The organism is Kribbella sp. CA-247076 (genome assembly GCF_050942445.1).
Classification (GTDB): domain Bacteria; phylum Actinomycetota; class Actinomycetes; order Propionibacteriales; family Kribbellaceae; genus Kribbella.
This window is the reverse complement of the sequence record NZ_CP192051.1, coordinates 577,798-600,460: the sequence shown is the minus strand read 5'-3', so window position 1 is coordinate 600,460 and position 22,663 is coordinate 577,798. Positions and strand designations below refer to the sequence as shown.

Below are 22,663 nucleotides of genomic sequence, written 5' to 3'. Positions count from 1 at the left end.
GAACGGCAGCGGAACACCGCGCCCCGAAGCACCAACCGTGATCATGTCGACAGTCGCGTTGGTCGCGTTCAAGATCTCCACCGGCCCTACCTGGTACTGCGCCTTCCCCGCCCCGGCGACGTACATCGCGCCCGGGCTCGACTTCGCACAGGTCAACCCGGTCGCCGCCTCCTTGTCGGACCGGTTCACCGCCGCCGCATAAGCCTTGGCAACCGCCAGTACGGCGGCTTCCGCGTTAGCCGGCGCACTACTCGACGGCGACGCAGACGCGTTCGAAGTCGGCCCGGCCTCAGGCGGTGTTCCCACCGGTGCACTCGAGCCCCCGCCGTCACCACCCCGAGACAACACCACACCAATCACCACCGCAGCCATCACCAAAGCCAAGCCCCCACCAGCCACCGCAATCACCCCCGCCCGCCGCGACCCACCCCCACCGCGTACACCCCCACCGCGTACACCCCCACGCCCACCCGGCCCTCCACCAGGCCAACCCCCATAACCAACCGGCGCCCCACCAAACCCGCCCGGCGCCCCACCAGGCCCACCCGCATTACCTGACGGTGGCCCGCCAGGCGCACTCCCATAACCCGCCGCCGCCCCACCGGGCCCACCCCCATAACCCGCCGCCGAGCCGCCAGGCTCACTCCCATATCCGACCGGCCCGGCCTCATCCCCGAACAGCGCCCCACCCCGCGCACCGCCGTACCCAGCCCCGTAACCTGCCGGCGCACCGCCATACTCGCCCGGCTTCCCGCCGGGCCCAGGTCCATAACCAGCCGGTGGGGCCTGATTCCCAATCGGTGGCCCACCCTGCGTATCACCGCGCCCCGCCCAGCCGGCCTCGCGCCCAACCGGCGCCCCTCCGCGCACATCGCCGGAGCCAGACTCCGGCGGATTCCCGTTCCCCGGGGGCAGTGGACCGCCGTACTGATTCGACGGCCCGTCCTGCGGCTGCTGAGGGTGACCTTGAGGTGGATATGACATGGAACCGGAACTCCCCGATGCTGAGCGACCGGTCGACGCCGGCCGGACGATGTACATCAGCATGCGGTCCCGAACTTTCATCCCGCTTTCAGATCGTCACCATTCGCACTACAGAGCTCCTGCACAGGTCGCCAACCCTGAGTCGGAGGCTCCTAACACCGAGCCCGAGCTTGAGCACCGACCCGGGGTCCGGATAACCGGACGCCATACCAGGTCCGCATCAACCGGTGCCGTTGGGCGTCAGCTGGTTGAGGAGCCACGTGGGACCTTCGCTCACCGCTCCGGTGGGTTCTGTACGTTGGCGGAGCCCTCGATCCGCAGTTACCACCGTGACGTCGGGCACCGGCTCACGGCCGGTCAACTCTGCGGCGACAGCGGCAATCGTGTCGTCGCCCGAACCATCCGCAAGAACCACGCGAAGCAAGCCGAGCTCCGGCTCGTCCGGACCCTGGACGGCGCGCCGAGCCGCACCTTCGAGGACAACCACGACCTCGGTCGCGTCCCCCAGCCGTTCCTGCAACTCAGCCAGCCGGGCAAGCAACCGTCGAGCAGCCCCCACCCGATCCCGCCACCACCCATCCGGCCGCGACCCCACCACATTCGCCGCATCCACGACAATCACCCGTTGCTGTCCCGCCGTCATCACCCTAGTCTGCCCCTCCCAACCCGCCCCACCCGAAGGCACGCCACTCAACCAAGCACGGCTCGACCACCCATCCCCATCACGGCGGCGCGGTTGGTTAGTCGAGGAGCCAGCCGTTGCGTTCGGCTATTTGGATGGCGTCGGAGCGGGTGCGGGCGCCGGTTTTGCCTATGGCTGACCAGAGGCGGGTGCGGACCACGCGTTCGGAGACTTCGAGTTTGCGGGCCATGAGGGCGACGGAGCCGCCGTCGCGGGCTGCTCGGAGGGTGTCGGTCTCCTCGTCGTTGAGTGGTGTGTCGGAGTACCTCAGATTCTCGGCGGCTAGGTTCGCGTCGACCACGCGGAGTCCGAGGTGCACCCGGCGTACGGCGTCCGCCAACTGGGGAGCCGGGCTGCCTCTGAGGGCGAACCCCTTGGCGCCCGCCTCGAGACCGCGACGGAAGTGGATCGGGCGGCCGTAGGTCGTGAGCATGAGGACACGGCACTCCGGCATCGACGTACGCAGTGTCGTGGTGACCTTGATGCTGTCGTTCCCCGGTCCCGCGGCGTCGAGGAGGGCCACGTTCGCGCGGTGACGCTTGGCGGCGGCGACCACATCGTCCGAACGGTTGAGTTCGGCAACGATCTCCAGGTCGCGTTCGCGCTCGAGACCGTTTCTGAGTACGCCTCGACTGAGGATCTGGTCGTCGACCAGCAACAGCCGGATGCGGTCGGGCAAACGGGCCTCCGAGGTGACCGTCCGGGCGCCGGGGAAGTGCGTCCGGGAGGATGGGCAGGACTTCGGTTCCAGATCATGGAGTCCGCTCCCGTGCCACGTCCACATCAACGCGGCATCTCTACCAGATTGCGACCAGATCGCGACCGCTCGAGTACAACCGTCGTCGAACTCGCTCGGTTCGGTCGGAGTTGTGTGGATCGGCGCAGGCGAGCTGCTGCTGGAGCAGGTACGTCGCCTTCGGCTCGGCGGGCCGTGGTCGGGGCTAGACGGGGCCGGCTCGCGCGGTGGCGGTGAGAGTTGGGTGGGTGATGTCGGCGAGGTTGAGTTGGGTGCTCAGTTGGACGGTGACCGAGTCCGCGGTGACTTCGCAGGCGGTGAGCGTGGCTTGGTGAAGGGCTGCGATCCGCGCTGCTGTTTCGCACGGGGTTGCGGAGCGGATCGGGCTCGGTGGAAGTGCAGCTGGGTCGGGCGTGGCGATGCGTGCGGCGGCCGGCCCCGAGGCAGCGGCGCCGGATGCCGTGGGGCCCGCGGCAACGGATGGAGAGTCGGCCAGTGCCGAGGCCGAAGAGTCGGAGTCGGTCGGGGCCGAGGCGGTGGGGTGGGACGCGGTGGCGGCGGGGGTAGTGGGTGCTGGCTGGAGGGATTGGGCGGCGCTTAGGGCTGTCAGGTCTGCGGCTGCGGCGAGTTTGTGGCGTGTGGTGGAGATGGCTGACCAGAGGACGGCCATGGCCACGGCGGTCATGAGGAGCAGGCCTGCGAAGAGGGTTAGCAGGGTGCCGCTGCCGCGTTCTGAGCACGCTCGCCGGGTGTCTGGCCGACGGCGGGACGACGGGTGGTGGGTCGACGCGGACGCAGAGGTGGCCGAGGTGGACGGTGAGTGGGGCGCTTGGGGGCGGCAGGTTTGCGGGGGGTGTGTTCGTTCGCGGGTCATGGGGGTGGGGCCTCTGAGGTGGGTTCGGATTGGAGGGTGGCTTTGGCTGTGATGGGGGTGCTGGGGAGGGCGGAGAGGAGGGGTGCGTTGCGGTGGGGGGTGGCGGTGATCGTCACTTGGATGTCAGGGCCGGTGCGGGTGATGGTGATGGCGGCGTTGGGTGGGGCTGTGCGGCGGCCTATTTCTTGGGCCGTTTCGGGGGATTCACCGCGGGCTACTGCGCGGGCTACGTCTCGGGCGGCGTCGATGCAGCGGATGTTGGTTGTGACTACGCCGATGAGCCAGACACCCAGGTAGAGCAGGGTGAGGAGGACGGGTAGGGCGATGGCGATCTCGGCGGTGACGGCGCCGCGCTGAGTGGTCGTCCGGCCGGATCGACGGCGGCCGGCACTCAGTTGGCCGGCGGTGCGGACGACGGTGCGAGCGGCGGTTGGGGCGGCGATGGGCCGCGGCTCCGGTGCCGATTCCAGCGTCGCCAGCGCCGGTGGCCCCGGTGACGCTGGTGCAACTGGTTCCAGCGCAGGTGGCGCCGATGGAACTGGTGCCGCTGGTGGAGCTGGTGGAACTAGTGCCGCTGGTGGAGCTGGTGGAACTAGTGCCGCTGGTGGAGCTGGTGGAACTAGTGCCGCTGGTGGAACTGGTGGCGCTGGTGGAGCCGGTGGCGGTGACGGGCGATGGGGTTGGAGCCGGAGCTGGCCCTCGGGTGGTGGGACGGAGCTCGGAGCTATTCCGGCGCGCAGGGCGTCGAGGTGGGCCGAGCGATTGCTCGGGATGGGGGCGGAGGTTGGTTGGGGCATGGGCAGTCAGTCCTTGGGTGGGGCGGTCGCGGGAGGGGGAGGCCGCGACCGCCCCGGTCTGGGTTAGAGCTGGACGCCTTCTACGCCGGCCAGCTGGAGGGCGTAGTTGATGAGGGCTTTGAGGGCGTTCATCATCGCGTCGGACTTCAGCAGCGCGACGAGGATGCCGCCGAGGCCGCAGACTGCGACGACGCTGACCGCGTACTCGGCGGTGGCGGCTCCGCGGTCGGAGCGGGTGCGGAGACGGTTGCGGACCGCCACGAGCGCCTTGGACATCTGGTACCTCCCGATCTGTGGTCCGGGCTCATCCGGACCGCTTACTGACAAGGTGCCGTTGTCGGACGCCTTTTTCTGAAGGAGTTTCTGGCTTGGGGACAACTTCTTCACCGCCGCGCACAATGGTTGCTGTGAGCACCTTTATTGGATGAGGTAGGGGATCAAGGCGTCCGCGATGGTGGGCACGATGGAGAGGAGGACGAAGGCAGGGAGGAAGCACAGGCCCAACGGCAGGGCTGTGCGGGACTCGATCGCTCGTGCTCGTTGATCGGCGGCGTGCTGGTGCGCTTGACGGGTGTCGTTGGCCAGGTGTTCGAGGGTCTTGGACAGTGGAGCGCCCGATCGGAGGGAGCGGTCGATTGCTCTGGCGAAAGGGGCGCAGACTGGCTCGGTGCGGAGGTGGGACCACGCGTCTGCTGGGTCCGCGCCGAGGGCAAGGTGATGGGCGACTTCAGTGAAAAGCTCGGCTAGAGGACCGGGGATGGCCCTTGCAACTGTGCTCAAGGCTTGTTGGGGTGGGCGGCCGGCGCGGAGGCAGGCGGCGAGTAGGTCGACTGCCAACGGGAGGTCGGCGGTGAGCTGGGCGGCTCGTCGTCTGGTCGCGGCTGGTTCCAATCGCGCCAAGGCTTTGGGAATTGCGTAGTACGCGGCGGCCGAGAGCGCGATGCCCCAGGGGACGCCGAAGATGAAGAGCAGACCGAGAGCGGCAATCGTTGCTGCGAGTCGGTGCAGCCGTGGCGGGCTGGAGCGTTGGCGGCGGGGTTGTGGGGACAGGCGGCGGAGGTCTGTATGGGCAGGAATCACTAGGTACGAGGTGATGGCGGCTGCGGCTGCGGCCAGTACGGCGCTCATGGGTTGACCTCCGCGAGACGGGACGTCCAATGGAGACCGAGGGTGGTAAGACCGAGGCCGGCGGCTAGGCAGAGCCAACCGATCGGGGTTTCGGTGAGGAACGACAGCGGTCTGGCGCCAAGTGAGTAGCCGAGGGCGATGCCGAAGATCGGCAGTAGCGCGAGGATGCGGGCGGTGGAGCGGGCGCCGGCGAGGCTGGCGGCGGTCTGGCGGTGGATGGCTTCGTCGGCTCGGAGGGATTCTGCTAGTCGTTCGGTGAGGGCGGCGAAGGCTGCTCCGGACTCTTCGGCTACGCGCCACGCTGCCGCCAGGGCGCGTAGGCCGGTTGCTCCTGGGGATTCGGCGGCCAGGTCCAGGGCGCCGGGGACGTCGCCGCCGAGTTTGGCTGCTGCGTGGGCAATCTGGAAGTCGGGACAGGTGGTGGCTGCGCCTTCGAGGGCGTCGACGGGTGGTCGGCCGGCTGTCAGGTCGGCGGCGAGGATGTCGAGGGCTTCGATGATCTGGGCGCGGCTGATCGCTTCGGCAGTACGTCGTCGGTGTTCGGCTCGCTGGGTGAGGATCAGCCAGGCGATGACGGTCAGAGCTGCGGCGGAGATGAGGTACTTCGCGCCCAGCAGGAGGAGTGCTAGTGCGGCAGGTGCGGCTAAGAGCCAGCGTTGGGGTAGGAGGCGTTGGGGTGGGCGGCGGGTGGGAGTTGGTGAGGTGCGGGCGGTGAGGCGGTGTAGGCCTCGACCTCGGTTGGGGAGGGTGAGGTGGAGGGTGGCCAGCACGAACAGGCTGGCGATGAAGGCGGGAGTCACGGTGCGCCTGCTATGTGTCGGGGATCGGTGGTCAGCGGCGTGGGGCGTTCGGCGCCCGGAGGGTCGGCCGGCGGTTGAGGCGTTCGGGTCCGGACGGTCAGGCGACGGTTGGGGCGTTCGGCGCCCGGAGGATCAGGCGGCGGTTGGGGTGGGGAGGAGGTGGGCGGCGTGGGGGTGGTGGTGGATGGTGCCGTTGGGGTGGAACGTGTGGGCTGGGCGGGCGACGACCTGGCCGGTTGGGAGGCGATCCAGGACGTGGATCTCGGCTATTCGGCGGGTGCCGCCGGGCGTGCGGGTCAGGTGGATGACGGCGTTCAGGGCTGAAGCGATTTGGCTGTGGATGGCTTCTCGAGTCAGGCCTGCGAGGGCGCCCAGGGCTTCTAGGCGGGCTGGTACGTCGGCGGCCGAGTTGGCGTGGAGTGTGCCGCAGCCGCCTTCGTGGCCGGTGTTCATGGCGTTGAGGAGGTCGATCACTTCGGGACCTCGTACTTCGCCGACGACCAGGCGGTCAGGGCGCATTCGGAGGGCTTGGCGGACCAGGTCCCGGAGACTGATTTCTCCGGTGCCTTCGACGTTGGGTGGACGGGCCTCGAGGCGGACCACGTGCGGGTGGTCGGGGCGGAGTTCGCTCGCGTCTTCCACTAGGACCAGGCGTTCGGTTGGGTCTACCAGTGAGAGCAGGGAGTTGAGGAGGGTTGTCTTCCCGGTTCCGGTGCCGCCGCTGATCAGGAAGGCCTGGCGGGAATCGAGGAGGTTGCGGAGGATCGTCGTACCGGCTGGGGGTAGGGCACCGGCGGCTACGAGGTCGTCGAGGGTGAAGACCTTGCGGGAGGGGATTCGCAGGGAGAGGCAGGTGCCGGGGGCGGCTACGGGTGAGAGGACGGCGTGGAAGCGGGTGCCGTCGGTGAGGCGTACGTCGACGTACGGGGTGGCGTCGTCGAGGCGACGGCCGGCGGCTGCGGCGAGGCGGGTGGCGAGGCGGCGGAGGGCGGGCTCGTCGCCGGTGCGGATGCCGGCTCGCTCGAGGCCGCTCCCTCGGTCGACGTACACCTCGTCGGGGCCGTTCACCAGGATGTCGGTGATGCCCGGCTCGGACAGGAGGGTGTCGAGTGGGCCGGCGCCGAGGGCTTCTCGGCGGAGGGCTGCGACCACGGCGAGTACGACGGAGTCGCCGTAGACGCCGCCGTCTGCGCGTAGGGCGGCTGCTACTCGGGCAGGGGTGGGTTCGGCGCCGGTGACGGCGAGGGTGCCGCGGACGCGGTCGATGAGACTGGCGGGGACGTTCATGACGGAGCCGATCGGAGCAGGTGGGTGCGACCGCATGGCACGGCGCGACGGGGTGTCGGAGCAGGCCGGTGCGACCGCGTGGCACGGCGCGACCGGGTGTTGGGATCATCGGGTGGGGAGGGTGAAGAGGTTGAGAAGGTTGGTGGCGGCTCGGGCCAGGGGGCCGCGGGGGTGGGGGTCGAAGCGGCCTTGGTCCATGGCGGCAGGGAGGTCGCGTTCGAAGGACAGTTTCGTTGCTAGGGGCAAAGACAGGTGCGTAGCTACGTCGGTTGCGGACAGGCCTGTCGTGCGGGATTCGCGGGCTACGACGCGGAGGTCGCCGGCGACGGCGCGGAGGGGCCCCACCAGGCGGTTGGCGGCGGCGACCGAGCGGACGTCGCACGGCACGACGAGTAGGGTGGCGGCGGCGCGGACGAAACCTTCCTCCACCGCAGGATCCGCGCGCCGCGGCAAGTCCACCACGACGAGGTCGCTGCTGCGTTGAGCGGCACCCAGCACCGAACTCATCGTCTCCGGTGGCAGCACCGTGACGTCGGATCGATCCCAGGACAGCACCGCCAAGCCGTCGACCGACGGGAGGGCGGATCGCAAGGCCGCCGCGCTCACGCGCCCGGCGGCGTTGAGCAGCTTGGGCCACCGGTCTCCCACGTCGTGCTCGATCCCCAAGGCCAGCTCGATGCCACCACCGAGCGGATCGCCGTCGATCAGCATCGTCCGGTAGCCGCGGCGGTTCCCGAGCACGGCGACGGCCGACGCGAGCGTGGTCGCACCCGCTCCCCCGCAGCCGCCGACGAAGGCCAGCGTCAGAGCGGTCCGGACTCCGCCGTCAAGCGCGTCGGCCAGCTTGTCACCCAGCGCCGACTCCCGGTCAGGTAGTCGGAACACCGACTCCGCGCCGATGTCGAAGGCACAGCGGTACACGTCGTCGCCGTCGGCGAATCCGGCCACGACAACGCCGGAGCGCCGTACCGGTTGGGTGCGGGCGAGGGGCTCGATCAGGTCCTCGCCCACGACGACCAAGGCCGAGGTGTGCCAGTTGCGTCGGAGGCCGAGGAGATCGCGCTCGACCACGGGTGTGATGGAGGCCGCCGCGGCCAGCCGGAGCAGGTCGTCGAGCAGCGTGTCGTCGGTAGTTGCCAAGAGCACCGAAGTTGAAGAAGTGTCCATGCCTAGAAGATGCCGTCGCCGGACCACCGTCCGGCCAGGCACTCCGATCCCTGTGGACAAAGGGCTGTCGGGTTTCCGTCAGCAGCGGGAATCCGCCACCGCGAGGCCGCGACCAACCCACCGGGAACGGTTACCGTTCCTTTCGAAGCGTCTTTAACTAACTTTCACCGGACCGCTTCCGTCCCAGCTCCGGAGGACCCGCCCATGAGTCGACTACGCATGCTCGGCGCCACTGCCACCGTCGCCGCCACCGCCCTGATCACCGCCGCCGGCATCTCGCTCGCCGCACCGGAGACCCAGCAGGCCGCCGCAGCTCCACAGGCTGCCGGCGGCGTGAAAACGGCGTACTTCACCCAGTGGGGCATCTACGCCAACGCGTTCTACCCGAAGAACCTCAAGACCACCGGCGCGGCCGCGAAGCTCGACTTCCTCAACTACGCGTTCGCCAACATCCACCCGACCAGCCACACCTGCTTCATGGCCAACAAGGCGGCCTCGCAGGACGAGAACAACCCGAACGCGGGCGACGGCGCGGGTGACGCGTTCGCCGACTACGGCAAATCGTACGGCGCCGACATCAGCGTCGACGGGGTCGGTGACGTCTGGAACCAGCCCATCCAGGGCAACTTCAACCAGTTGAAGAAGCTCAAGGCGGAGTACCCGAACCTCAAGATCCTGATCTCGATCGGCGGCTGGACGTACTCGAAGTACTTCTCCGACGCGGCCTCGACGGACGCCAAGCGGAAGACCTTCGTCAGCTCCTGCGTGAACATGTTCCTCAAAGGCGACCTGCCGGTGATCGACGGCTTCGGCGGTCCCGGTACGGCGGCCGGCATCTTCGACGGCATCGACCTCGACTGGGAGTACCCGGGCTCGCCGAACGGTCACGTCGGCAACCACTGGAGCCCGGCCGACAAGCAGAACTTCACCCTGCTGCTGGCCGAGTTCCGCGCCCAACTGAATGCCTACGGCAACCAGACCGGCAAGCGCTACTACCTGACCGCGGCCACGCCGGCGGGCCAGGACAAGATCGCCACGATCGAGACCGACAAGATCGGGCAGTACCTCGACTACAACAACGTGATGACGTACGACATGCACGGCGGCTGGGACGCCACCGGGCCGACGAACTTCCAGGACCCGCTCTACCGGGCCCCGGACGACCCGAGTACGCCGATCCCGCCGGGCCAGGCGAAGTACTCCGTCGACGGCGCGATCGAGGCGTGGACGACGGGCGACCCGGCGTACGGCATCCCCGGCGGCTTCCCGGCGAACAAGCTGACGATCGGATATCCCTTCTACTACAGGGGCTGGAAGGGCGTTCCGAGTACGGCGAACGGGAAGTACCAGCTGGCGACCGGCCCGGCCGACGGCCACGCGATGAGCGGCAACGTCCCCGGCGTCTCGTTCTACAAGGAGCTCATCGGCTTCGTGGACGACCCGTCGGCAACGTACTTCGACGACACCACCAAGGCGACCTGGTTCTACCGCAACGGCACGTTCTGGACGGGTGACAACGCCCAGTCGATCAAGGCCAAGGCGGACTACCAGCACTGCAACGGTCTGGCCGGCGCGATGATGTACTCCCTCGAGGCACTCGACCCCGGCATGACGCTGTTCAACCACGTGGTGAACGCGGTCAACGCCGACACCCCCGGCTGCAGCGGCCCGAACCCCACGCCGACGCCAACACCGACCCCCACTCCGACACCGACACCTACACCGACTCCCACCACAACGCCGACCCAGACGCCGACCCAGACGCCCCCGACGGCCACCCCGTGGGCGCCGAACACGACGTACGCGACCGGTGCGCTGGTGAGCTACAACGGCCTCACCTACCGGTGCATCCAAGGCCACACCTCCCTGACCGGCTGGGAGCCACCGAACGTCCCCGCACTCTGGGGTCAGGTCTGATCACGTCCCGCCCACTGATCGGAGCATCATGAAACGCATTTCCATCGCCATAGCGGCCATCGCCGCAGTGGTTGTAGCTCTTCTCACAGCGCCGGCCGCCAACGCGGCCACCGTCACCGCGGCCTTCACCAAGGTGTCCGACTGGGGCAGCGGCTTCGAAGGCAAGGTCACTGTCACCAACGGCACCACCAGTTCACTCAGCACCTGGTCGGTCGCACTGGACTTCCCGTCCGGCCACACGATCAGCAGCTCGTGGGATGCGACCAGGAGCAGCAACGGCCAGACACACACGTTCACCCCGCCGAGCTGGGCCGGACCGCTCGCACCCGGCGCGTCCGTCACCTTCGGCTTCAACGGCAGCCCCGGCAACTTCCCCGGTCTGGCCGCGTGCCGGCTGAACGGCGGCAACTGCTCCGGCGGTGGCGGTACCGCACCGGGCGCACCGACTGGCCTCGCCGGTACGGCGACCTCGTCGTCCGTCAGCCTCACGTGGTCCGCACCGAGCGGTGCGACGAGCTACAACGTGTACCGCAACGGCACCAAGGTCGGCTCCCCCACCGGTACGTCGTACACGGACTCCGGGCTGACCGCGAACACGACGTACAACTACCAGGTCAGTGCGTCCAACAGCGCCGGCGAAGGTCCGAAGAGCGGCACCGTCGCCGTGAAGACCACCACCGGTGGCGGTGAGCCCAGCACCCGGCGGGCTGCGCCGTACCTGTACATGGGCTGGGGTAACCCGCCGAACCCGGCGACCGTGATGAACGCGACCGGCATCAAGTGGTTCACGATGGCCTTCATCCTCTCGTCCGGCGGCTGCAACCCGGCGTGGGACGGCAGCCGGCCGCTGCAGGGCAGCGCGGACGCCACCGCGATCGCGCAGATCCGCGCGGCCGGCGGCGACATCGTGCCGTCGATCGGCGGCTGGAGCGGCAACAAACTCGGGCCGAACTGCAGTACGCCGGAAGCACTCGCCGGTGCGTACCAGCAGGTGATCAACGCGTACAGCCTGAAGGCGATCGACGTCGACATCGAGAACAGCGACGAGTTCGAGAACGAGGTCGTCCAGGACCGGATCCTGAACGCGCTCAAGATCGTCAAGCAGAACAACCCCGGCATCCAGACGATCCTGACCTTCGGTACGACGACCAGCGGCCCGAACTTCTGGGGCAACCGGCTGATCGAGCGGTCGAAGGCCCTCAACGCGAACATCGACATCTACACGCTGATGCCGTTCGACTTCGGCAGCTCCAACATCCAGCAGGACACGATCAACGCGTCCGTCGGCCTGAACAACAAGCTGAAGGCGACCTTCGGCTGGACCACGGCGCAGGCCTACGCCCACCAGGGCGTGTCGGGCATGAACGGCCTGTCCGACCAGCAGGAGCTGACCACGACGGCTGCCTGGCAGAACATCACCAACTGGGCCAAGTCCAACGGTCTGGGCCGGCTGGCGTTCTGGTCGGTCAACCGTGACCGCGGTTGCGCCGGCGGCGGAGTGGTCTCGCACTGCTCCGGCATCGCGCAACCCGACTGGGAGTTCACCCGGATCAGCGCCGGGTTCTGACCCCTCCAGTGGTACGGCGGCGTGCGGGCAACCACCCGCGCGTCGCCGTACTCGATCCCCAGCCGTACTCAGCCGGCCAGTCTCAGCCCGACTTCAGCGCCTTGACGATGAGCGCGTTGCGGGCGTTCTGCCCGAGCGGGATCGACGGGTGCAGGCCGTCACGCAGGTAGCTGGCCAGCCGGTTCGGCTTGGCGGCGAGGTGCTCGGCCCACTGGATGACGCGCAAATTCTCGTGCCGGCGCTGGGCGTCGGCCAGCTGGAGGTTGATCCAGGCGCTGTTGCGCTGGTCGGAGACCTGCACGCCGGGACCGTGCCCGGTCCGGGCGGCCTGGATGTTGACCCAGTAGACGGTCCGCTCCGCACCGACGATCTGCATCGTCCGCTCGACCTGGGCAGCCACGGCGGGCGGGGTGAAGATGTCGTTCGAACCGACCGACATCAGGATCCGGTGCGGCAGCCCGTGGTCCTGGGCCCAGGTGTCCAGCGCGTCGACCGCCGGCGTGACCGGCCGGCCGGCCCAGTTGTGCACAGCGACGTGGATGCCGTGGGCGGCCAGCGCCCGGGCCAGCGACGGACCGTCCTGGACACCGATGCTGTCGCCGAACATGTAGACGCCGTCGGTCTCGCGCGCTTTGCGGATCTGCGACTCGCTCGAGATCGCCCGTGCCTGCCGCTCCCACGCACCGAGTACGCCGGACCCGTAGGCCCCGGTGGCCGCGAGCTCACCCGCGGAGCCCGCCGAACCCGCGGAGCTCGCGGAACCCGCCGCATCCGCCGCGGTGGTCGGAGCCGTGGAAGCCGCCGAGGCCGTTGCAGCCGACGCAACGGTCGACGCCGCAGCGGCCGTGCCGGCTGCGAACAGCAGGCGACGACTCGGCCGGATCGAACTCAGACGCTTCCTCACGGAGGAAACTGTGCGGCGGAAAGCCCTCTCTCTGCAAGTCGACACCGGGAAATTCGGACCAACGCTACGAAAGTCACCCCGAGGACCGGACCGGCTGCGACCGGACGAAGGTGCGGAATCGCTCGGCGGCCGGCGTCAGCTGCGCCCGCAGCCGCCAGGCCATGCCGATCTCGCGACGAGCCCGTACTCCGGCGAGCGGGATGGACACCGCTCCGCTCTCGTTCCCACGGACCGCACCGGACGGCAGCACGGCCACCCCGAGGCCCGCACCGACCAGACTGTCGATGGTCGCGAGGTCGGTCGCCTCGAAGGCGAGTCGCGGAGTGAATCCGGCCGCCCGGTACAACTCCTCGGTGATCCGGCGGAAGCCGAACCCGGGTCGCAGCCCGATGAACGGCTCGTCCGCGGCCGCCGCCAACTCCACCCGGCGGCGCGACGCCAGCGGATGGCCGGGCGGGACGTGCAGACAGAGCCGCTGCTGCTCGAGGAGGTGCCAACCGAACACGTGCGGATCCGGCCGCGGCGCGATAATGCCGATCTCGGCCTCACCGCTCTCCAGGTCCTCGACGATGTCGTGCGCCGGCTCCTGCCGAAGCGCGAACCGCACCGCCGGCGCTTCCTCCCGGAACGCCTTCAACAGGTCCGGCAGCAGACTCGTCGCGACGGAGTGCAGGAAGCCGAGCCGGACGGTTCCTGACTCCGGGTCGAGCAGCGCGCCGATCCGCTGCCGGGCCGTGTCAACCGCTGCTGAGCCGGTCCGGGCGGCCTCCAGCACGACCCGCCCGTACGGATTCAGCCGCATCCCGCGATGCTCGCGCTCGAAGAGCTGGACGCCGAACGCGCTCTCCACCCGCCGCAACGACCGCGACAGATTGGGCTGACTCGTCCCCAGCGCGGCGGCCGCTTCGGTCAGGTGTTCGGTCTCCGCGAGTACGGCGAACCAGCGCAGATCCTCCAGATGCATACCGAAATCGTATCGTTTACCGCTGAGATCGACATTTTACGTATCGCGCGACGCGTGGCACGGTCGAAGACATGCAGACCTCGGTCGCCGTCCATCCCGGTTACCGTCCCGGCGACCCCGGCTACCGCCGCCTGTCGGTAGCGCTGTTCGCAGCGGGACTGGCGACGTTCGCACTCCTGTACAGCACGCAGCCCCTTCTTCCGGAGCTCGTCGAGGCGTTCCACGTCTCCCCGAGCCAGAGCGCGTTCACAGTGTCACTGGCCACGTTCGGACTTGGTGTGGCCCTACTGATCGCCGGTCCAGTCTCGGAAGTGATCGGTCGCACCACTCTGATGCGTTGGTCAGTCGCAGCCACCTCCGGGATCGCACTCCTCTGTGCGGTCGCTCCGAGCTGGCACATGCTGCTCGCGCTCCGCGGTCTCCAAGGCATCGCGATGGCCGGACTGCCCGCGGTAGCCATGGCCTACCTGCGGGAAGAGGTGCACCAGGACAGCCATGCACGTGCCAGCGGCCTCTATATCGCGGGTACGGCGGTCGGCGGCATGGCCGGCCGCCTCATCGCAGGCGGCCTCGCGGACCTCGGCGGTTGGCGAGTCGCGTCCGGAGGGATCGCCCTCGTCGGCGTGCTGTGCGCCGCTGTGGTCTGGCTGCTCTTGCCGACCTCCCAGAACTTTCACCCGAGCCCGGCCAGTCCGAAGCAGCTCTTGACCCAGACAGGTCGGGTACTGCGTGATCCGGCACTGCTGGCGCTGTACGGCATCGCGGCGACCGCGGTGGGTGCGTTCGTGGCTGTCTACAACGGCGCCGTGTTCCGGCTGTCCGGAGCGCCGTACGACCTGAGTGCTGGAGCGGCTGGACTGGTGTTCACGGTCTATCTGCTCGGCTCGGTCGGCTCGGCGACGGCTGGGTGGCTCGCTGACCGGTACGGGCGTCGTGCGGTCGTGCCGGTGGGGTGCCTGGTCACCCTCGCGGGGGTAGCGATCTCATTGGCCGCACCGCTGCCGTTGATCGTCGTGGGGTTCGCGGTGATGACGGCCGGGTTCTTCGCCGTACACGGCGTGGCGAGCGGCTGGGTGGCGGCCCGCGCGCACGCCGGCGGTGGCGGGACCGGACAGGCTGCGAGTCTGTACCTGTTCGCCTTCTACCTGGGTTCGTCGGTGTTCGGTGGGCTGGCTGGGGCGGCGTGGAGCCATGGCGGTTGGAACGGCGTGGCGCTGGAAGCCGGCGTACTGTTCCTCGTCACGTTCGTGCTGGCCGTGCTCCTCAAGAACGTGGCGAGCAAGGTGCGAAACTAGCGGGGTGAGCACAGCGATCGAGGCGGCCGACCAACTGGGCCTGGACTACGAGGTGACCCGGCACGGGCGGGTGAACTCGCTGGAGGAGGCCGCAGCCGCCCGTGGGATCGAGCCGGCCAACCTGATCAAGACCATCGTGGTCCGGCTGTCCGACGACGACTACCGCTTCGTCCTGGTGCCCGGCGACCGCGAGATCGCCTGGCCGAAGCTGCGCTCGCTGCTCGGCGTCAACCGGATCTCGATGCCGGACAAGGACACCGCCTTCGCGGTCACCGGGTACGTCCGCGGCACGATCACTCCCCTCGGCAGCACGCACGCCTGGCCGGTCGTCGCCGACGAACGCATCACCGGGACGATCTCCATCGGCGGCGGCGACCACGGCGTCGGCCTCACCGTGAACGCCGAGAGCTTGTTCAAAGCACTCAACGCGACCGTGGCAGACGTAACCGACTAGCCACGAGATTAGGTAAGCAGGCCTCGTTGGCCGGCTCGTAGGCCGGCCTGGAAGCGGGTTGTCGCGTCCAGAGCCCGCAGGATCCGCTGCATCCGCCGCTCGACCGTCCGCTGCGCCACCCCGAGCCGCCGGGCGATCGCCTGGTCCGTCAGCCCCGCCGCGGCCAGCGCGAGCAGCTGCTGATCCTCGCCACTCAACGGCCCCTCCGAAGCCGCCGGCGATAGTGGGCTCGCCTGCTGCCACAACAGGTCGAACAACCGCAGCAGCGCGTCCAGCAGACTCGAGGGCCCCAGCTCGACGATCACGTCCGGAGTCGTCGGCAGCAGTCCGGTCCGCCGATCCACCATCACCACTTTCAGCGGTACGTCGCGCAGGATCCGGCACCCCGCCGACCGGGCCACCACCAGGTCCCCGGGCTCCGACAGGGACGCCATGTCGTAGATGGTCCGGTACGACACCCCGTGTGCGCGCCGCGGCTCGACCGGCAGGACGACGTACGGCGGCCGATCGAGCACGAGCACCTCGGTCTGAGCACTCTGCTGAGCTTGGTAGAACCGCTGCGCGACCGCCTCGGTCCCCCGGACGACGGTGAACGAGTCCTGCCGGCGGAACTCCGTCGTCAGCACGGACGCACCGAGTCTGGCCTCGAGGATCGCGGCCTGCTTCCGCAGCGCCAGGAGCTCGACCGCGGCCTCGGGCACGGCCGGCACGTAATGCGCCGGCCGCCCCGAGGTACGGGTCGCGAGGCCGAGGGACAGCAGTGACTTCAGGTGCCGGCCGACCCGCGCGGCCGGCCAGCCGGTGTCGTGGGTCAGGTCGGTGGTCGTCGACTCCGGCCGGGCCAGAAGCGCCCGGTAGAGCTGCTCGTCCTCCGAGCAGACACCGAGCGCTTCCAGCACCGGAGCCGGTCGGTAGCTGTGCATCAGCGCGTCAGGGCAGTGAGTGGACGTGAGCGCCGACCTCATTGGCGAACGCGTTGCCGTTCAGCGCGTCCCAGTTGGTCGACCAGGTCATCGCACCGCGCAGCGAGGGCCAGGTGGTGGTCGGCTTGAAGTTGCCGCAGTTCGTGCCCCGGGTCAGGCAGTCCAGAGCGTTCTTGACGATCTGCGGTGACACGTAGCCGCTGCCGGCCGCCCGGGACGACGCCGGCAGGCCGAGACCGACCTGGTCGGGGCGGAGGCCGTTCTGCAGCATGATGCAGGCCTGTGCGGTGATGAAGTCGACCGTGCCCTGCGAGTACACCTGCCCGTCGCAGCCGTTCATCGAGCCGGAGTTGTAGTACTGCACGTTGACCACGGTCAGGATGTCCTTGATCGCCAGCGCGAGCTTGAAGTACTCGAACGACGTGCTCTGCATGTCGATCGTCTGCGGCGCCATCGCGATGATCAGTCCGCTGCCGAACTGGCTGCGCAGGCTCCGCAGCGCCTGACCCATGTACTGCGCGTTGACGCCGTTCTCCAGGTCGATGTCGATCCCGTCGAAGCCGTACTCGCGCAGCACCGTCAGCGCGGTGTTCGCGAAGTTGGTCGCGGCCTCGGAGCTGCCGACCGAGATGGTGCCGTTCTGGCCGCCGACGGACAGGATGACCCGCTTGCCGGCTGCCTGCTTGGCCGCGATGTCGGCCTTGAACTGGGCGACCGTGTAACCGCCGAGCCCGGCCGAGTCCAGGGTGAAGGTGATCGCACCCGGCCTGGACGGATCGGCGTCGGCGAAGGCGACCGCGATCAGGTCGTACGCCGCGTGGACGTCGCTGATCCGCTGGACCGTTGCGCCGTTGTTGAAGTTCTGCCAGTAGCCGGTCAGCACGTGCTTGGGCAGCGTGCCGTCAGCCGGAGGCGGCGTCGTGGGCGGGGTGGTCGGCGGAGTGGTGGGCGGGGTGGTCGGTGGCGTCGTCGGATCCGGAGTCCCACCGGGACCGTCCAGTACGACGTCGTCCGCCTGGTACGCCGGCAGTCCGTACCACCCGTGCAGGTAGATCGTCAGCCGGGTCTGGGATGCGGTCGTGGTGTAGGTGGTCGTCAACTGGTTCCACGTGGTGCTGGTGCTCCACGTCGACGTACCGCCGTCGAAGCCCAGGTAGACGTTGGAGCCTTTGACCCAGGCGGACAACGCGTATGTCGTACTGGCCTTGACCGGTATCGACTGGGTGCACCGGGCGTTGTCGGACGAGGTCGGGGCGGCCTGGAGCGCGTAGCTGCCGGTGCGGGCCGACGTGGTCGTGGCGCCGGCGGCGCACGTCCAGCCGGACAGGTCGCCGGTCTCGAAGGTTCCGTTGGTGACGAGGTTGGTGGCGGCGGACCCGGTCGCGGGGACCAGGAGCAGGCCCGTGAGGGCGACGAGCAGCGTGGTCAGGGCGGGAATGATCGCGGCCTGGGGGCGGAGTGCACGCGTTTTCATGACTTACAAACTGTGACTGCTCAACTACATTGTCAAGACCCTGCATAAAGTGAACGCGCTCTCACGCTCAGAAAATGAGGAAGCCTTTACATCGACAGCCCGGGAAACCGGCGGGCGCGGGGAAAGCGGCTGCTGGCGGGGGCCGGCCGCTGGTGGGAGAACCGGCGGCTGTCAGCACACTGGTTGAGGAAAGGCGACGGCCCCCGGCGGGGGGGTGACCGGGGGCCGTCTTCGGCCACGGGCTCGGGGGGAGGAGCCGGGGGCCGATCAGGAGGCGACAGTCTGCCACTGTCAGGGGGTATGTACCCCCCAAGACCGGACTTCACACATCTCAGTTCGGTTGCAACCGAGACGGTGTCTTCCGGGCGCCGAAGCCGCCGATCAGGCGTTCCCGGCCAGTGTCACTGTCACACTGCCGAATAGTCTAACGGGAGACCGGCCCACACAAAAGCCCGGGTCCCCCGGCGTTTCGTCACGATGCCTATGCTCGACGACATGGCACCCTCCGGGACGGTCCGAGCGGCCGCCTTCTTCGATCTGGACAAGACCATAATCGCCCGCTCGAGCACGCTCGCGTTCTCCCGGCCGTTCTACGCCGGCGGGCTGATCAACCGCCGGACCGTCCTGCGCAGCGCCTACGCCCAGTTCGTCTACCTGCTCGGTGGCGCGGACCACGACCAGATGGAGCGGATGCGGGAGTACCTGTCCGCGATGTGCACCGGCTGGGACGTCGAGACGGTGAAGGCGATCGTCGCCGACACCCTGCACCACATCGTCACGCCGATGATCTACGAGGAAGCCGTCGAGCTGATCGAGGAGCACCACGCGGCCGGCCGGGACGTGGTGATCGTGTCCTCGTCCGGCGCCGAGGTGGTCGAGCCGATCGGCGCGATGCTGGGCGCCGACAAGGTGATCGCCACCCGGATGGTCGTTGCCGACGGCAAGTACACCGGTGTGATCGAGGACTACGCCTACGGTCCACACAAGGCGACCGCGATCCAGGCGCTGGCCGGAGCCGAGGGCTACGACCTGGCGAGCTCCTACGCCTACTCGGACTCGATCACCGACGAGCCCATGCTGGCGGCCGTCGGTCACCCGTTCGCGGTCAACCCGGACAAGGCGTTGCGCCGGCTCGCGATCGCCCGCGACTGGCCGGTGCTGGATTTCACCGAGCCGGTCGGCCTGGCCGAACGCAACCGTTTCCGCGAGGTACGGCGTCCCGCGGTGGCCTCGGTGGCCGTCGCCGGAGTGGCCGCCGGGGCGCTGTTCCTGGCCGCCCGCCGACGCGCCCGCACGACCGAGAGCTGAGCCGCGTACGACCGAGAGCTGAGCTTGCGCGCGGCCCGGCAATCCCCGCGCCGGGCCGTCGGCGGGGTCGCCGGAAAGCTGAAGAGTGCTTCATTGTTCTCAACCTCATGAAGGTCGCGTAAGCCCTTCACAGGAAGGGTTTTCAGGAGTACAAAGGAAGCACAAAGGACCTTCGGGTCCGGTAGAGATTGCACGGCAGCCAGGCACCCACGCGGCGACCAGCCCATCCCAACCGGGCAGCGCGACCCAGGCCTAGTCCTGTGGCGGCAGACAGGTGCACGCATGGTAACCAGGATGGCGTGCCAGCGACGGCGTTCTCATCCGAGAACGCCGTTCGCATGTGTAGCGCAGGCGTCAGCCGACGTGCGCGAGCGGCGACCGTTCGGCACCCAGTGCCACGACTTCACAGCTCCGCAGCAACCAGTCACGAACTCCGGTCAGTCCTCGCGCTGCGTAGTCGCTGAGCCCGGACGGATAGGTTCCCGCCAACTCATAGTGACCGGCCTCGGGGACGGTGACCGCGACCGGGTCGATGCCTCTGGCAACCAATAGGCAGCGTTCGGCCGCCCGGGCGACCAGTCCGTTGGCGGTCGGGAAGGGACGCAGGATGGCGAGCTCGGCGTGCACGATCGCTGCGACCACCAGGCCGGGTGCCTTGGTCGGGTGGGTGAGGTTCTGCGCGAGTGCGCTCAGCCGGTCCCACATCTCGTCGGCCGGCGGCGCCGGCGGCAGCCCGGGGATGTCGTCCGGGATCGGCTCCCGACTGGTCCGCAGATGACCCAACTGGTCTTCCGGGCCGAGATCGGCCGCCGCCAACTGGTGCAGTCTGGTCCAGACCTGCACCGGTGCGGTGTCGGTCCGCGGTGCGAGCCGCATCAGCTCCCCGGTGATCCGGACCGCGCCGGTGGCGAGTCCGTCGGCGGCGCCGCGGCGTACCTCCTCGAGGGAGGCGGGGCTGCCGGCCAGGGCGGCGGAGGCGTGCGCGCCGCGCAGCAGGGCCTCGGCGGTCGCGTCCGCGCCGACCTTGCGCAGGCCACGGTCCCGGAGCAGTACGTCGACCGCGTCACGGGCCGCCCGCGCCGCCGACCCGACCCCCTCCAGCCCGCCCAACGGCTCGAACACATCTGTCTGCATACCTGCACCCTAGGATGACGTGGCATGGCGCTCGGCACCGTCCCCAAGTTCAGCATCGTGGTTCCCTGTCACGCCTCGCGGGCGTGGTTGCGACCCTGCCTGGACTCGGTGCTGGGGCAGTCGTTCACCGACTTCGAGATCGTCGGGGTGGACGACGCCGATCCGGACGGGTCCGGCCGGATCCTGGACGAGTACGCGGCCGGTGACCCACGGGTGCGGGTGGTGCACCTGGAGGAGAACGTCGGGCTCGGCCTGGCCCGGAACGCCGGGCTGAAGGAGTGCCGCGGCGACTACGTGCTGTTCCTGGACGCCGACGACCTGTACCTGCCCGGCTCGCTCGAGGCGATCGCGGCCCGGATCGACGCGACCGACCGGCCGGACATCCTGATGTTCGACTACGAGCGGATCTTCTGGGACGGCCGGGTGGTCCGCAACCAGCGGCACGACGCCTTCGCCGGGCACGGCGCCGGGGTGTTCACCGCGGCGGAGCGGCCGATCTTCCTCACCTTCCTCGAGGTGGTCTGGAACAAGGCCTGCCGGCGGGACTTCCTCACCCGGCACGGGTTCGCGTTCACCGCCGGGTTCTACGAGGACGCGCCCTGGACCTACTCGACGATGCTGACCGCCGAGCGGATCGCCACACTGGACCGGGTGGTCGTGCACTACCGGCAGCACCGCACCGGCGGCAACATCCACGCCACCCGCGGCCGCCGGCAGTGGGACATCTTCGACCAGTACGACCGGGTGCACGCGTTCATCCAGTCCGACCCCGAGCTGGCCGGCTGGCGGCGGTTCGCGTTCGACCGGTCGCTGGACCACATCCTCGCCGTCCTCGCGAAGCCGGAGCGGATCGCGCCGGATGACCGGGCGGAGTTCTTCCACGCGGCGCACGCGTTCGCCAAGCGGTGGAAGCCCGAGGGGTACGCGAGCGACCGCACCCGTCGCGGGTTCAGGCGCTGGCTGCTGATCCACGACGACTACGCGACGTACTCGACCCTCAAGCTGAGCGCCAAGGTGCTGCACGCGAGCCCGCGCAGGACCGTCGGCAAGCTCCGGCACCGCGGCAAGCTCGACCCGAACCTGGCCGCCTACTCCGCCTACTGGTTCACGCAGTACGCGTGCAGTCCGCGCGCGATCTACGAGAAGGCCGCCGAGCTGGCGCCGCACCTACGCGGGGTCTGGGTCGTCGACGCCGAGCACCTCACGGTGATCCCCGAAGGAGTCGAGTACGTCGTCGCGGGCTCCCCGGCGTACCAGAAGCTGCTCGACCGGGCGACGTACTTCGTCAGCAACATGAACTGGCCGAAGGAGCTGGAGAAGCGGGCGGGGCAGATCCACCTGCAGACCCAGCACGGTACGCCGCTGAAGACGATGGGGACCGACCTGCGGCACTTCCCGCTGGCCGCGAAGGACCTGGACCTGGACGAGCTGATGCGTCAGGTCGACCGGTGGGACTACAACCTCTCCTCGAACCGCTACTCCTCGGAGATCTGGGAGCGCACCTACCCGTCGTACTTCGAGGAGCTCGAGTACGGCTTCCCGCGGAACGACCGGCTGATCACCGCGACCGTGGACGACGTCCGCGCGATCCGGGCCGGGCTCGGCTTCGACGACTCGCACCTGGTGGTGCTGTACGCGCCGACGTTCCGCGACGGCGTGGACTCGGTGCGGACGCCGGCCGGGGTGGTCGACCTGGGCGGGGACGGCATCCACCTCGACCTGGATCGACTGGCCGGCTCCGTCGGCGATCACGGCCGGGTGCTGGTACGGACGCACTACTCGTTGTCCAAGGCACCGGACATCCACTCCGGCAAGGTGATCGACGTGTCCGAACACCCGCGGGTCGAGGACCTGATGCTGGCGGCCGACGTCCTGGTCTCGGACTACTCGTCCATCACCTTCGACTACGCGAACCTGGACCGGCCGATCGTGCTGCTGGTCGACGACCAGGACTTCTACGACGGCCGCCGCGGCACGTACTTCGACGTCACCGAGTTCCCACCCGGGCTGGTCGCGCGATCGCCCGAGGAGCTGCTGAGCATCCTGCAGACGGGCGCGTTCGCGTCCGCGGAGGCGGCGAAACACCGGCAGCTGTACCGGGAGAAGTTCTGCGAGTTCGACGACGGCCAGGCGGCGGAACGCGTGGTCCGGCGGGTGTTCCTGGGCGAGACCGACCTGCCACCGATCGTGCCGCTGGCGGATCGTACGGCGGCACCCTCGCCGTACTTCATGCATAATGGCTGACATGTCGATCAGCCGGGACTTCGC

General features: G+C 69.0%; 21 protein-coding genes. 7 read left to right on the top strand and 14 right to left on the bottom strand.

Translation table 11 applies throughout. The features are described 5' to 3' along the window. The first annotated feature begins 37 nt into the window (after positions 1–37). Positions 38–202, top strand: coding sequence for a hypothetical protein (locus tag ACQPYZ_RS02960; RefSeq protein WP_433164940.1), 165 nt, complete (start codon positions 38–40; stop codon positions 200–202). Between the two features lie 1,002 nt (positions 203–1,204). On the opposite strand, the gene ACQPYZ_RS02955 is transcribed toward ACQPYZ_RS02960, so the two are convergent. The 9 genes from ACQPYZ_RS02955 to ssd form a co-directional block, all read right to left on the bottom strand. Then, positions 1,205–1,627, bottom strand: coding sequence for a hypothetical protein (locus ACQPYZ_RS02955; RefSeq protein ID WP_433164938.1), 423 nt, complete (start codon positions 1,625–1,627; stop codon positions 1,205–1,207). Positions 1,628–1,724: 97 nt separating this feature from the next. Then, the gene (locus ACQPYZ_RS02950; protein ID WP_433164936.1) at positions 1,725–2,345 is read right to left on the bottom strand and encodes a response regulator; all 621 of its coding nucleotides are present in this window, start codon (positions 2,343–2,345) and stop codon (positions 1,725–1,727) included. A 262-nt stretch (positions 2,346–2,607) separates the two neighbouring features. Further along, complete coding sequence (locus ACQPYZ_RS02945) at positions 2,608–3,072, bottom strand: hypothetical protein (protein ID WP_433169613.1); 465 nt, start codon at positions 3,070–3,072, stop codon at positions 2,608–2,610. A gap of 200 nt (positions 3,073–3,272) precedes the next feature. After that, the gene (locus ACQPYZ_RS02940) at positions 3,273–4,073 is read right to left on the bottom strand and encodes a TadE family type IV pilus minor pilin (RefSeq protein WP_433164934.1); all 801 of its coding nucleotides are present in this window, start codon (positions 4,071–4,073) and stop codon (positions 3,273–3,275) included. A 63-nt stretch (positions 4,074–4,136) separates the two neighbouring features. Next, positions 4,137–4,349 carry a DUF4244 domain-containing protein gene (locus tag ACQPYZ_RS02935; protein WP_433164932.1) on the bottom strand — a complete coding sequence of 71 codons (213 nt, stop codon included), beginning with the start codon at positions 4,347–4,349 and terminating at the stop codon, positions 4,137–4,139. Between the two features lie 141 nt (positions 4,350–4,490). Next, positions 4,491–5,201 (bottom strand): type II secretion system F family protein, encoded by a 711-nt coding sequence (locus ACQPYZ_RS02930; protein ID WP_433164931.1) that lies wholly within the window; start codon positions 5,199–5,201, stop codon positions 4,491–4,493. Beyond that, positions 5,198–6,001: a type II secretion system F family protein gene (locus ACQPYZ_RS02925; protein ID WP_433164929.1), complete on the bottom strand. Its 804-nt coding sequence runs from the start codon at positions 5,999–6,001 to the stop codon at positions 5,198–5,200. Before ACQPYZ_RS02925 ends, ACQPYZ_RS02930 begins: the two co-directional genes overlap by 4 nt. A 132-nt stretch (positions 6,002–6,133) precedes the next feature. Then, a complete protein-coding gene (locus tag ACQPYZ_RS02920) occupies positions 6,134–7,288 on the bottom strand; it encodes a TadA family conjugal transfer-associated ATPase (protein ID WP_433164927.1) in 1,155 nt (384 codons plus the stop codon). Positions 7,289–7,393: 105 nt separating this feature from the next. Next, the gene (gene ssd / locus ACQPYZ_RS02915) at positions 7,394–8,455 is read right to left on the bottom strand and encodes a septum site-determining protein Ssd (RefSeq protein ID WP_433164925.1); all 1,062 of its coding nucleotides are present in this window, start codon (positions 8,453–8,455) and stop codon (positions 7,394–7,396) included. Between the two features lie 204 nt (positions 8,456–8,659). Here ssd and ACQPYZ_RS02910 point away from each other — a divergent pair, with 204 nt between their 5' ends. Continuing rightward, entirely contained in the window at positions 8,660–10,372 is a 1,713-nt protein-coding gene (locus tag ACQPYZ_RS02910) for a glycosyl hydrolase family 18 protein (RefSeq protein WP_433164923.1), read from the top strand. Positions 10,373–10,400: 28 nt separating this feature from the next. After that, positions 10,401–11,939 carry a cellulose binding domain-containing protein gene (locus tag ACQPYZ_RS02905; RefSeq protein WP_433164921.1) on the top strand — a complete coding sequence of 513 codons (1,539 nt, stop codon included), beginning with the start codon at positions 10,401–10,403 and terminating at the stop codon, positions 11,937–11,939. A gap of 82 nt (positions 11,940–12,021) precedes the next feature. Here ACQPYZ_RS02905 and ACQPYZ_RS02900 read toward each other — a convergent pair whose 3' ends face one another. Together ACQPYZ_RS02900 and ACQPYZ_RS02895 are read right to left on the bottom strand one after the other, a co-directional pair. Beyond that, positions 12,022–12,843 (bottom strand): hypothetical protein, encoded by an 822-nt coding sequence (locus ACQPYZ_RS02900; RefSeq protein WP_433164919.1) that lies wholly within the window; start codon positions 12,841–12,843, stop codon positions 12,022–12,024. 73 nt (positions 12,844–12,916) lie between these two features. Continuing rightward, the gene (locus ACQPYZ_RS02895) at positions 12,917–13,807 is read right to left on the bottom strand and encodes a LysR family transcriptional regulator (protein ID WP_433164918.1); all 891 of its coding nucleotides are present in this window, start codon (positions 13,805–13,807) and stop codon (positions 12,917–12,919) included. Between the two features lie 71 nt (positions 13,808–13,878). Here ACQPYZ_RS02895 and ACQPYZ_RS02890 point away from each other — a divergent pair, with 71 nt between their 5' ends. Further along, on the top strand, positions 13,879–15,102 hold the full coding sequence (locus ACQPYZ_RS02890) for an MFS transporter (RefSeq protein ID WP_433164916.1): 1,224 nt from the start codon (positions 13,879–13,881) through the stop codon (positions 15,100–15,102). Between the two features lie 4 nt (positions 15,103–15,106). Beyond that, positions 15,107–15,556, top strand: a complete 450-nt coding sequence (locus tag ACQPYZ_RS02885; RefSeq protein WP_433164914.1) for an aminoacyl-tRNA deacylase — start codon at positions 15,107–15,109, stop codon at positions 15,554–15,556. Between the two features lie 8 nt (positions 15,557–15,564). On the opposite strand, the gene ACQPYZ_RS02880 is transcribed toward ACQPYZ_RS02885, so the two are convergent. Both ACQPYZ_RS02880 and ACQPYZ_RS02875 read right to left on the bottom strand, forming a co-directional pair. After that, complete coding sequence (locus ACQPYZ_RS02880) at positions 15,565–16,479, bottom strand: helix-turn-helix domain-containing protein (RefSeq protein ID WP_433164912.1); 915 nt, start codon at positions 16,477–16,479, stop codon at positions 15,565–15,567. Positions 16,480–16,486: 7 nt separating this feature from the next. Then, on the bottom strand, positions 16,487–17,953 hold the full coding sequence (locus tag ACQPYZ_RS02875; RefSeq protein WP_433164910.1) for a chitinase: 1,467 nt from the start codon (positions 17,951–17,953) through the stop codon (positions 16,487–16,489). Positions 17,954–18,436: 483 nt separating this feature from the next. Between ACQPYZ_RS02875 and ACQPYZ_RS02870 the strand changes: the two genes are divergently transcribed. After that, the gene (locus ACQPYZ_RS02870) at positions 18,437–19,261 is read left to right on the top strand and encodes an HAD family hydrolase (RefSeq protein WP_433164908.1); all 825 of its coding nucleotides are present in this window, start codon (positions 18,437–18,439) and stop codon (positions 19,259–19,261) included. A 354-nt stretch (positions 19,262–19,615) separates the two neighbouring features. On the opposite strand, the gene ACQPYZ_RS02865 is transcribed toward ACQPYZ_RS02870, so the two are convergent. Then, complete coding sequence (locus ACQPYZ_RS02865) at positions 19,616–20,395, bottom strand: Fic family protein (RefSeq protein WP_433164907.1); 780 nt, start codon at positions 20,393–20,395, stop codon at positions 19,616–19,618. 24 nt (positions 20,396–20,419) lie between these two features. Here ACQPYZ_RS02865 and ACQPYZ_RS02860 point away from each other — a divergent pair, with 24 nt between their 5' ends. Beyond that, complete coding sequence (locus tag ACQPYZ_RS02860; protein WP_433164905.1) at positions 20,420–22,639, top strand: bifunctional glycosyltransferase/CDP-glycerol:glycerophosphate glycerophosphotransferase; 2,220 nt, start codon at positions 20,420–20,422, stop codon at positions 22,637–22,639. Positions 22,640–22,663: the final 24 nt, after the last annotated feature.

Coding starts and splice junctions, on each gene's coding strand:
- ACQPYZ_RS02945 (WP_433169613.1), bottom strand. CDS start 3,072: ATGGCCGTCCTCTGGTCAGCCATCTCCACCACACGCCACAAACTCGCC.
- ACQPYZ_RS02880 (WP_433164912.1), bottom strand. CDS start 16,479: ATGCACAGCTACCGACCGGCTCCGGTGCTGGAAGCGCTCGGTGTCTGC.
- ACQPYZ_RS02895 (WP_433164918.1), bottom strand. CDS start 13,807: ATGCATCTGGAGGATCTGCGCTGGTTCGCCGTACTCGCGGAGACCGAA.
- ACQPYZ_RS02910 (WP_433164923.1), top strand. CDS start 8,660: ATGAGTCGACTACGCATGCTCGGCGCCACTGCCACCGTCGCCGCCACC.
- ACQPYZ_RS02955 (WP_433164938.1), bottom strand. CDS start 1,627: ATGACGGCGGGACAGCAACGGGTGATTGTCGTGGATGCGGCGAATGTG.
- ACQPYZ_RS02860 (WP_433164905.1), top strand. CDS start 20,420: ATGGCGCTCGGCACCGTCCCCAAGTTCAGCATCGTGGTTCCCTGTCAC.
- ACQPYZ_RS02890 (WP_433164916.1), top strand. CDS start 13,879: ATGCAGACCTCGGTCGCCGTCCATCCCGGTTACCGTCCCGGCGACCCC.
- ACQPYZ_RS02875 (WP_433164910.1), bottom strand. CDS start 17,953: ATGAAAACGCGTGCACTCCGCCCCCAGGCCGCGATCATTCCCGCCCTG.
- ACQPYZ_RS02930 (WP_433164931.1), bottom strand. CDS start 5,201: ATGAGCGCCGTACTGGCCGCAGCCGCAGCCGCCATCACCTCGTACCTA.
- ACQPYZ_RS02905 (WP_433164921.1), top strand. CDS start 10,401: ATGAAACGCATTTCCATCGCCATAGCGGCCATCGCCGCAGTGGTTGTA.
- ACQPYZ_RS02870 (WP_433164908.1), top strand. CDS start 18,437: ATGCTCGACGACATGGCACCCTCCGGGACGGTCCGAGCGGCCGCCTTC.
- ssd (WP_433164925.1), bottom strand. CDS start 8,455: ATGGACACTTCTTCAACTTCGGTGCTCTTGGCAACTACCGACGACACG.
- ACQPYZ_RS02935 (WP_433164932.1), bottom strand. CDS start 4,349: ATGTCCAAGGCGCTCGTGGCGGTCCGCAACCGTCTCCGCACCCGCTCC.
- ACQPYZ_RS02865 (WP_433164907.1), bottom strand. CDS start 20,395: ATGCAGACAGATGTGTTCGAGCCGTTGGGCGGGCTGGAGGGGGTCGGG.
- ACQPYZ_RS02920 (WP_433164927.1), bottom strand. CDS start 7,288: ATGAACGTCCCCGCCAGTCTCATCGACCGCGTCCGCGGCACCCTCGCC.
- ACQPYZ_RS02940 (WP_433164934.1), bottom strand. CDS start 4,073: ATGCCCCAACCAACCTCCGCCCCCATCCCGAGCAATCGCTCGGCCCAC.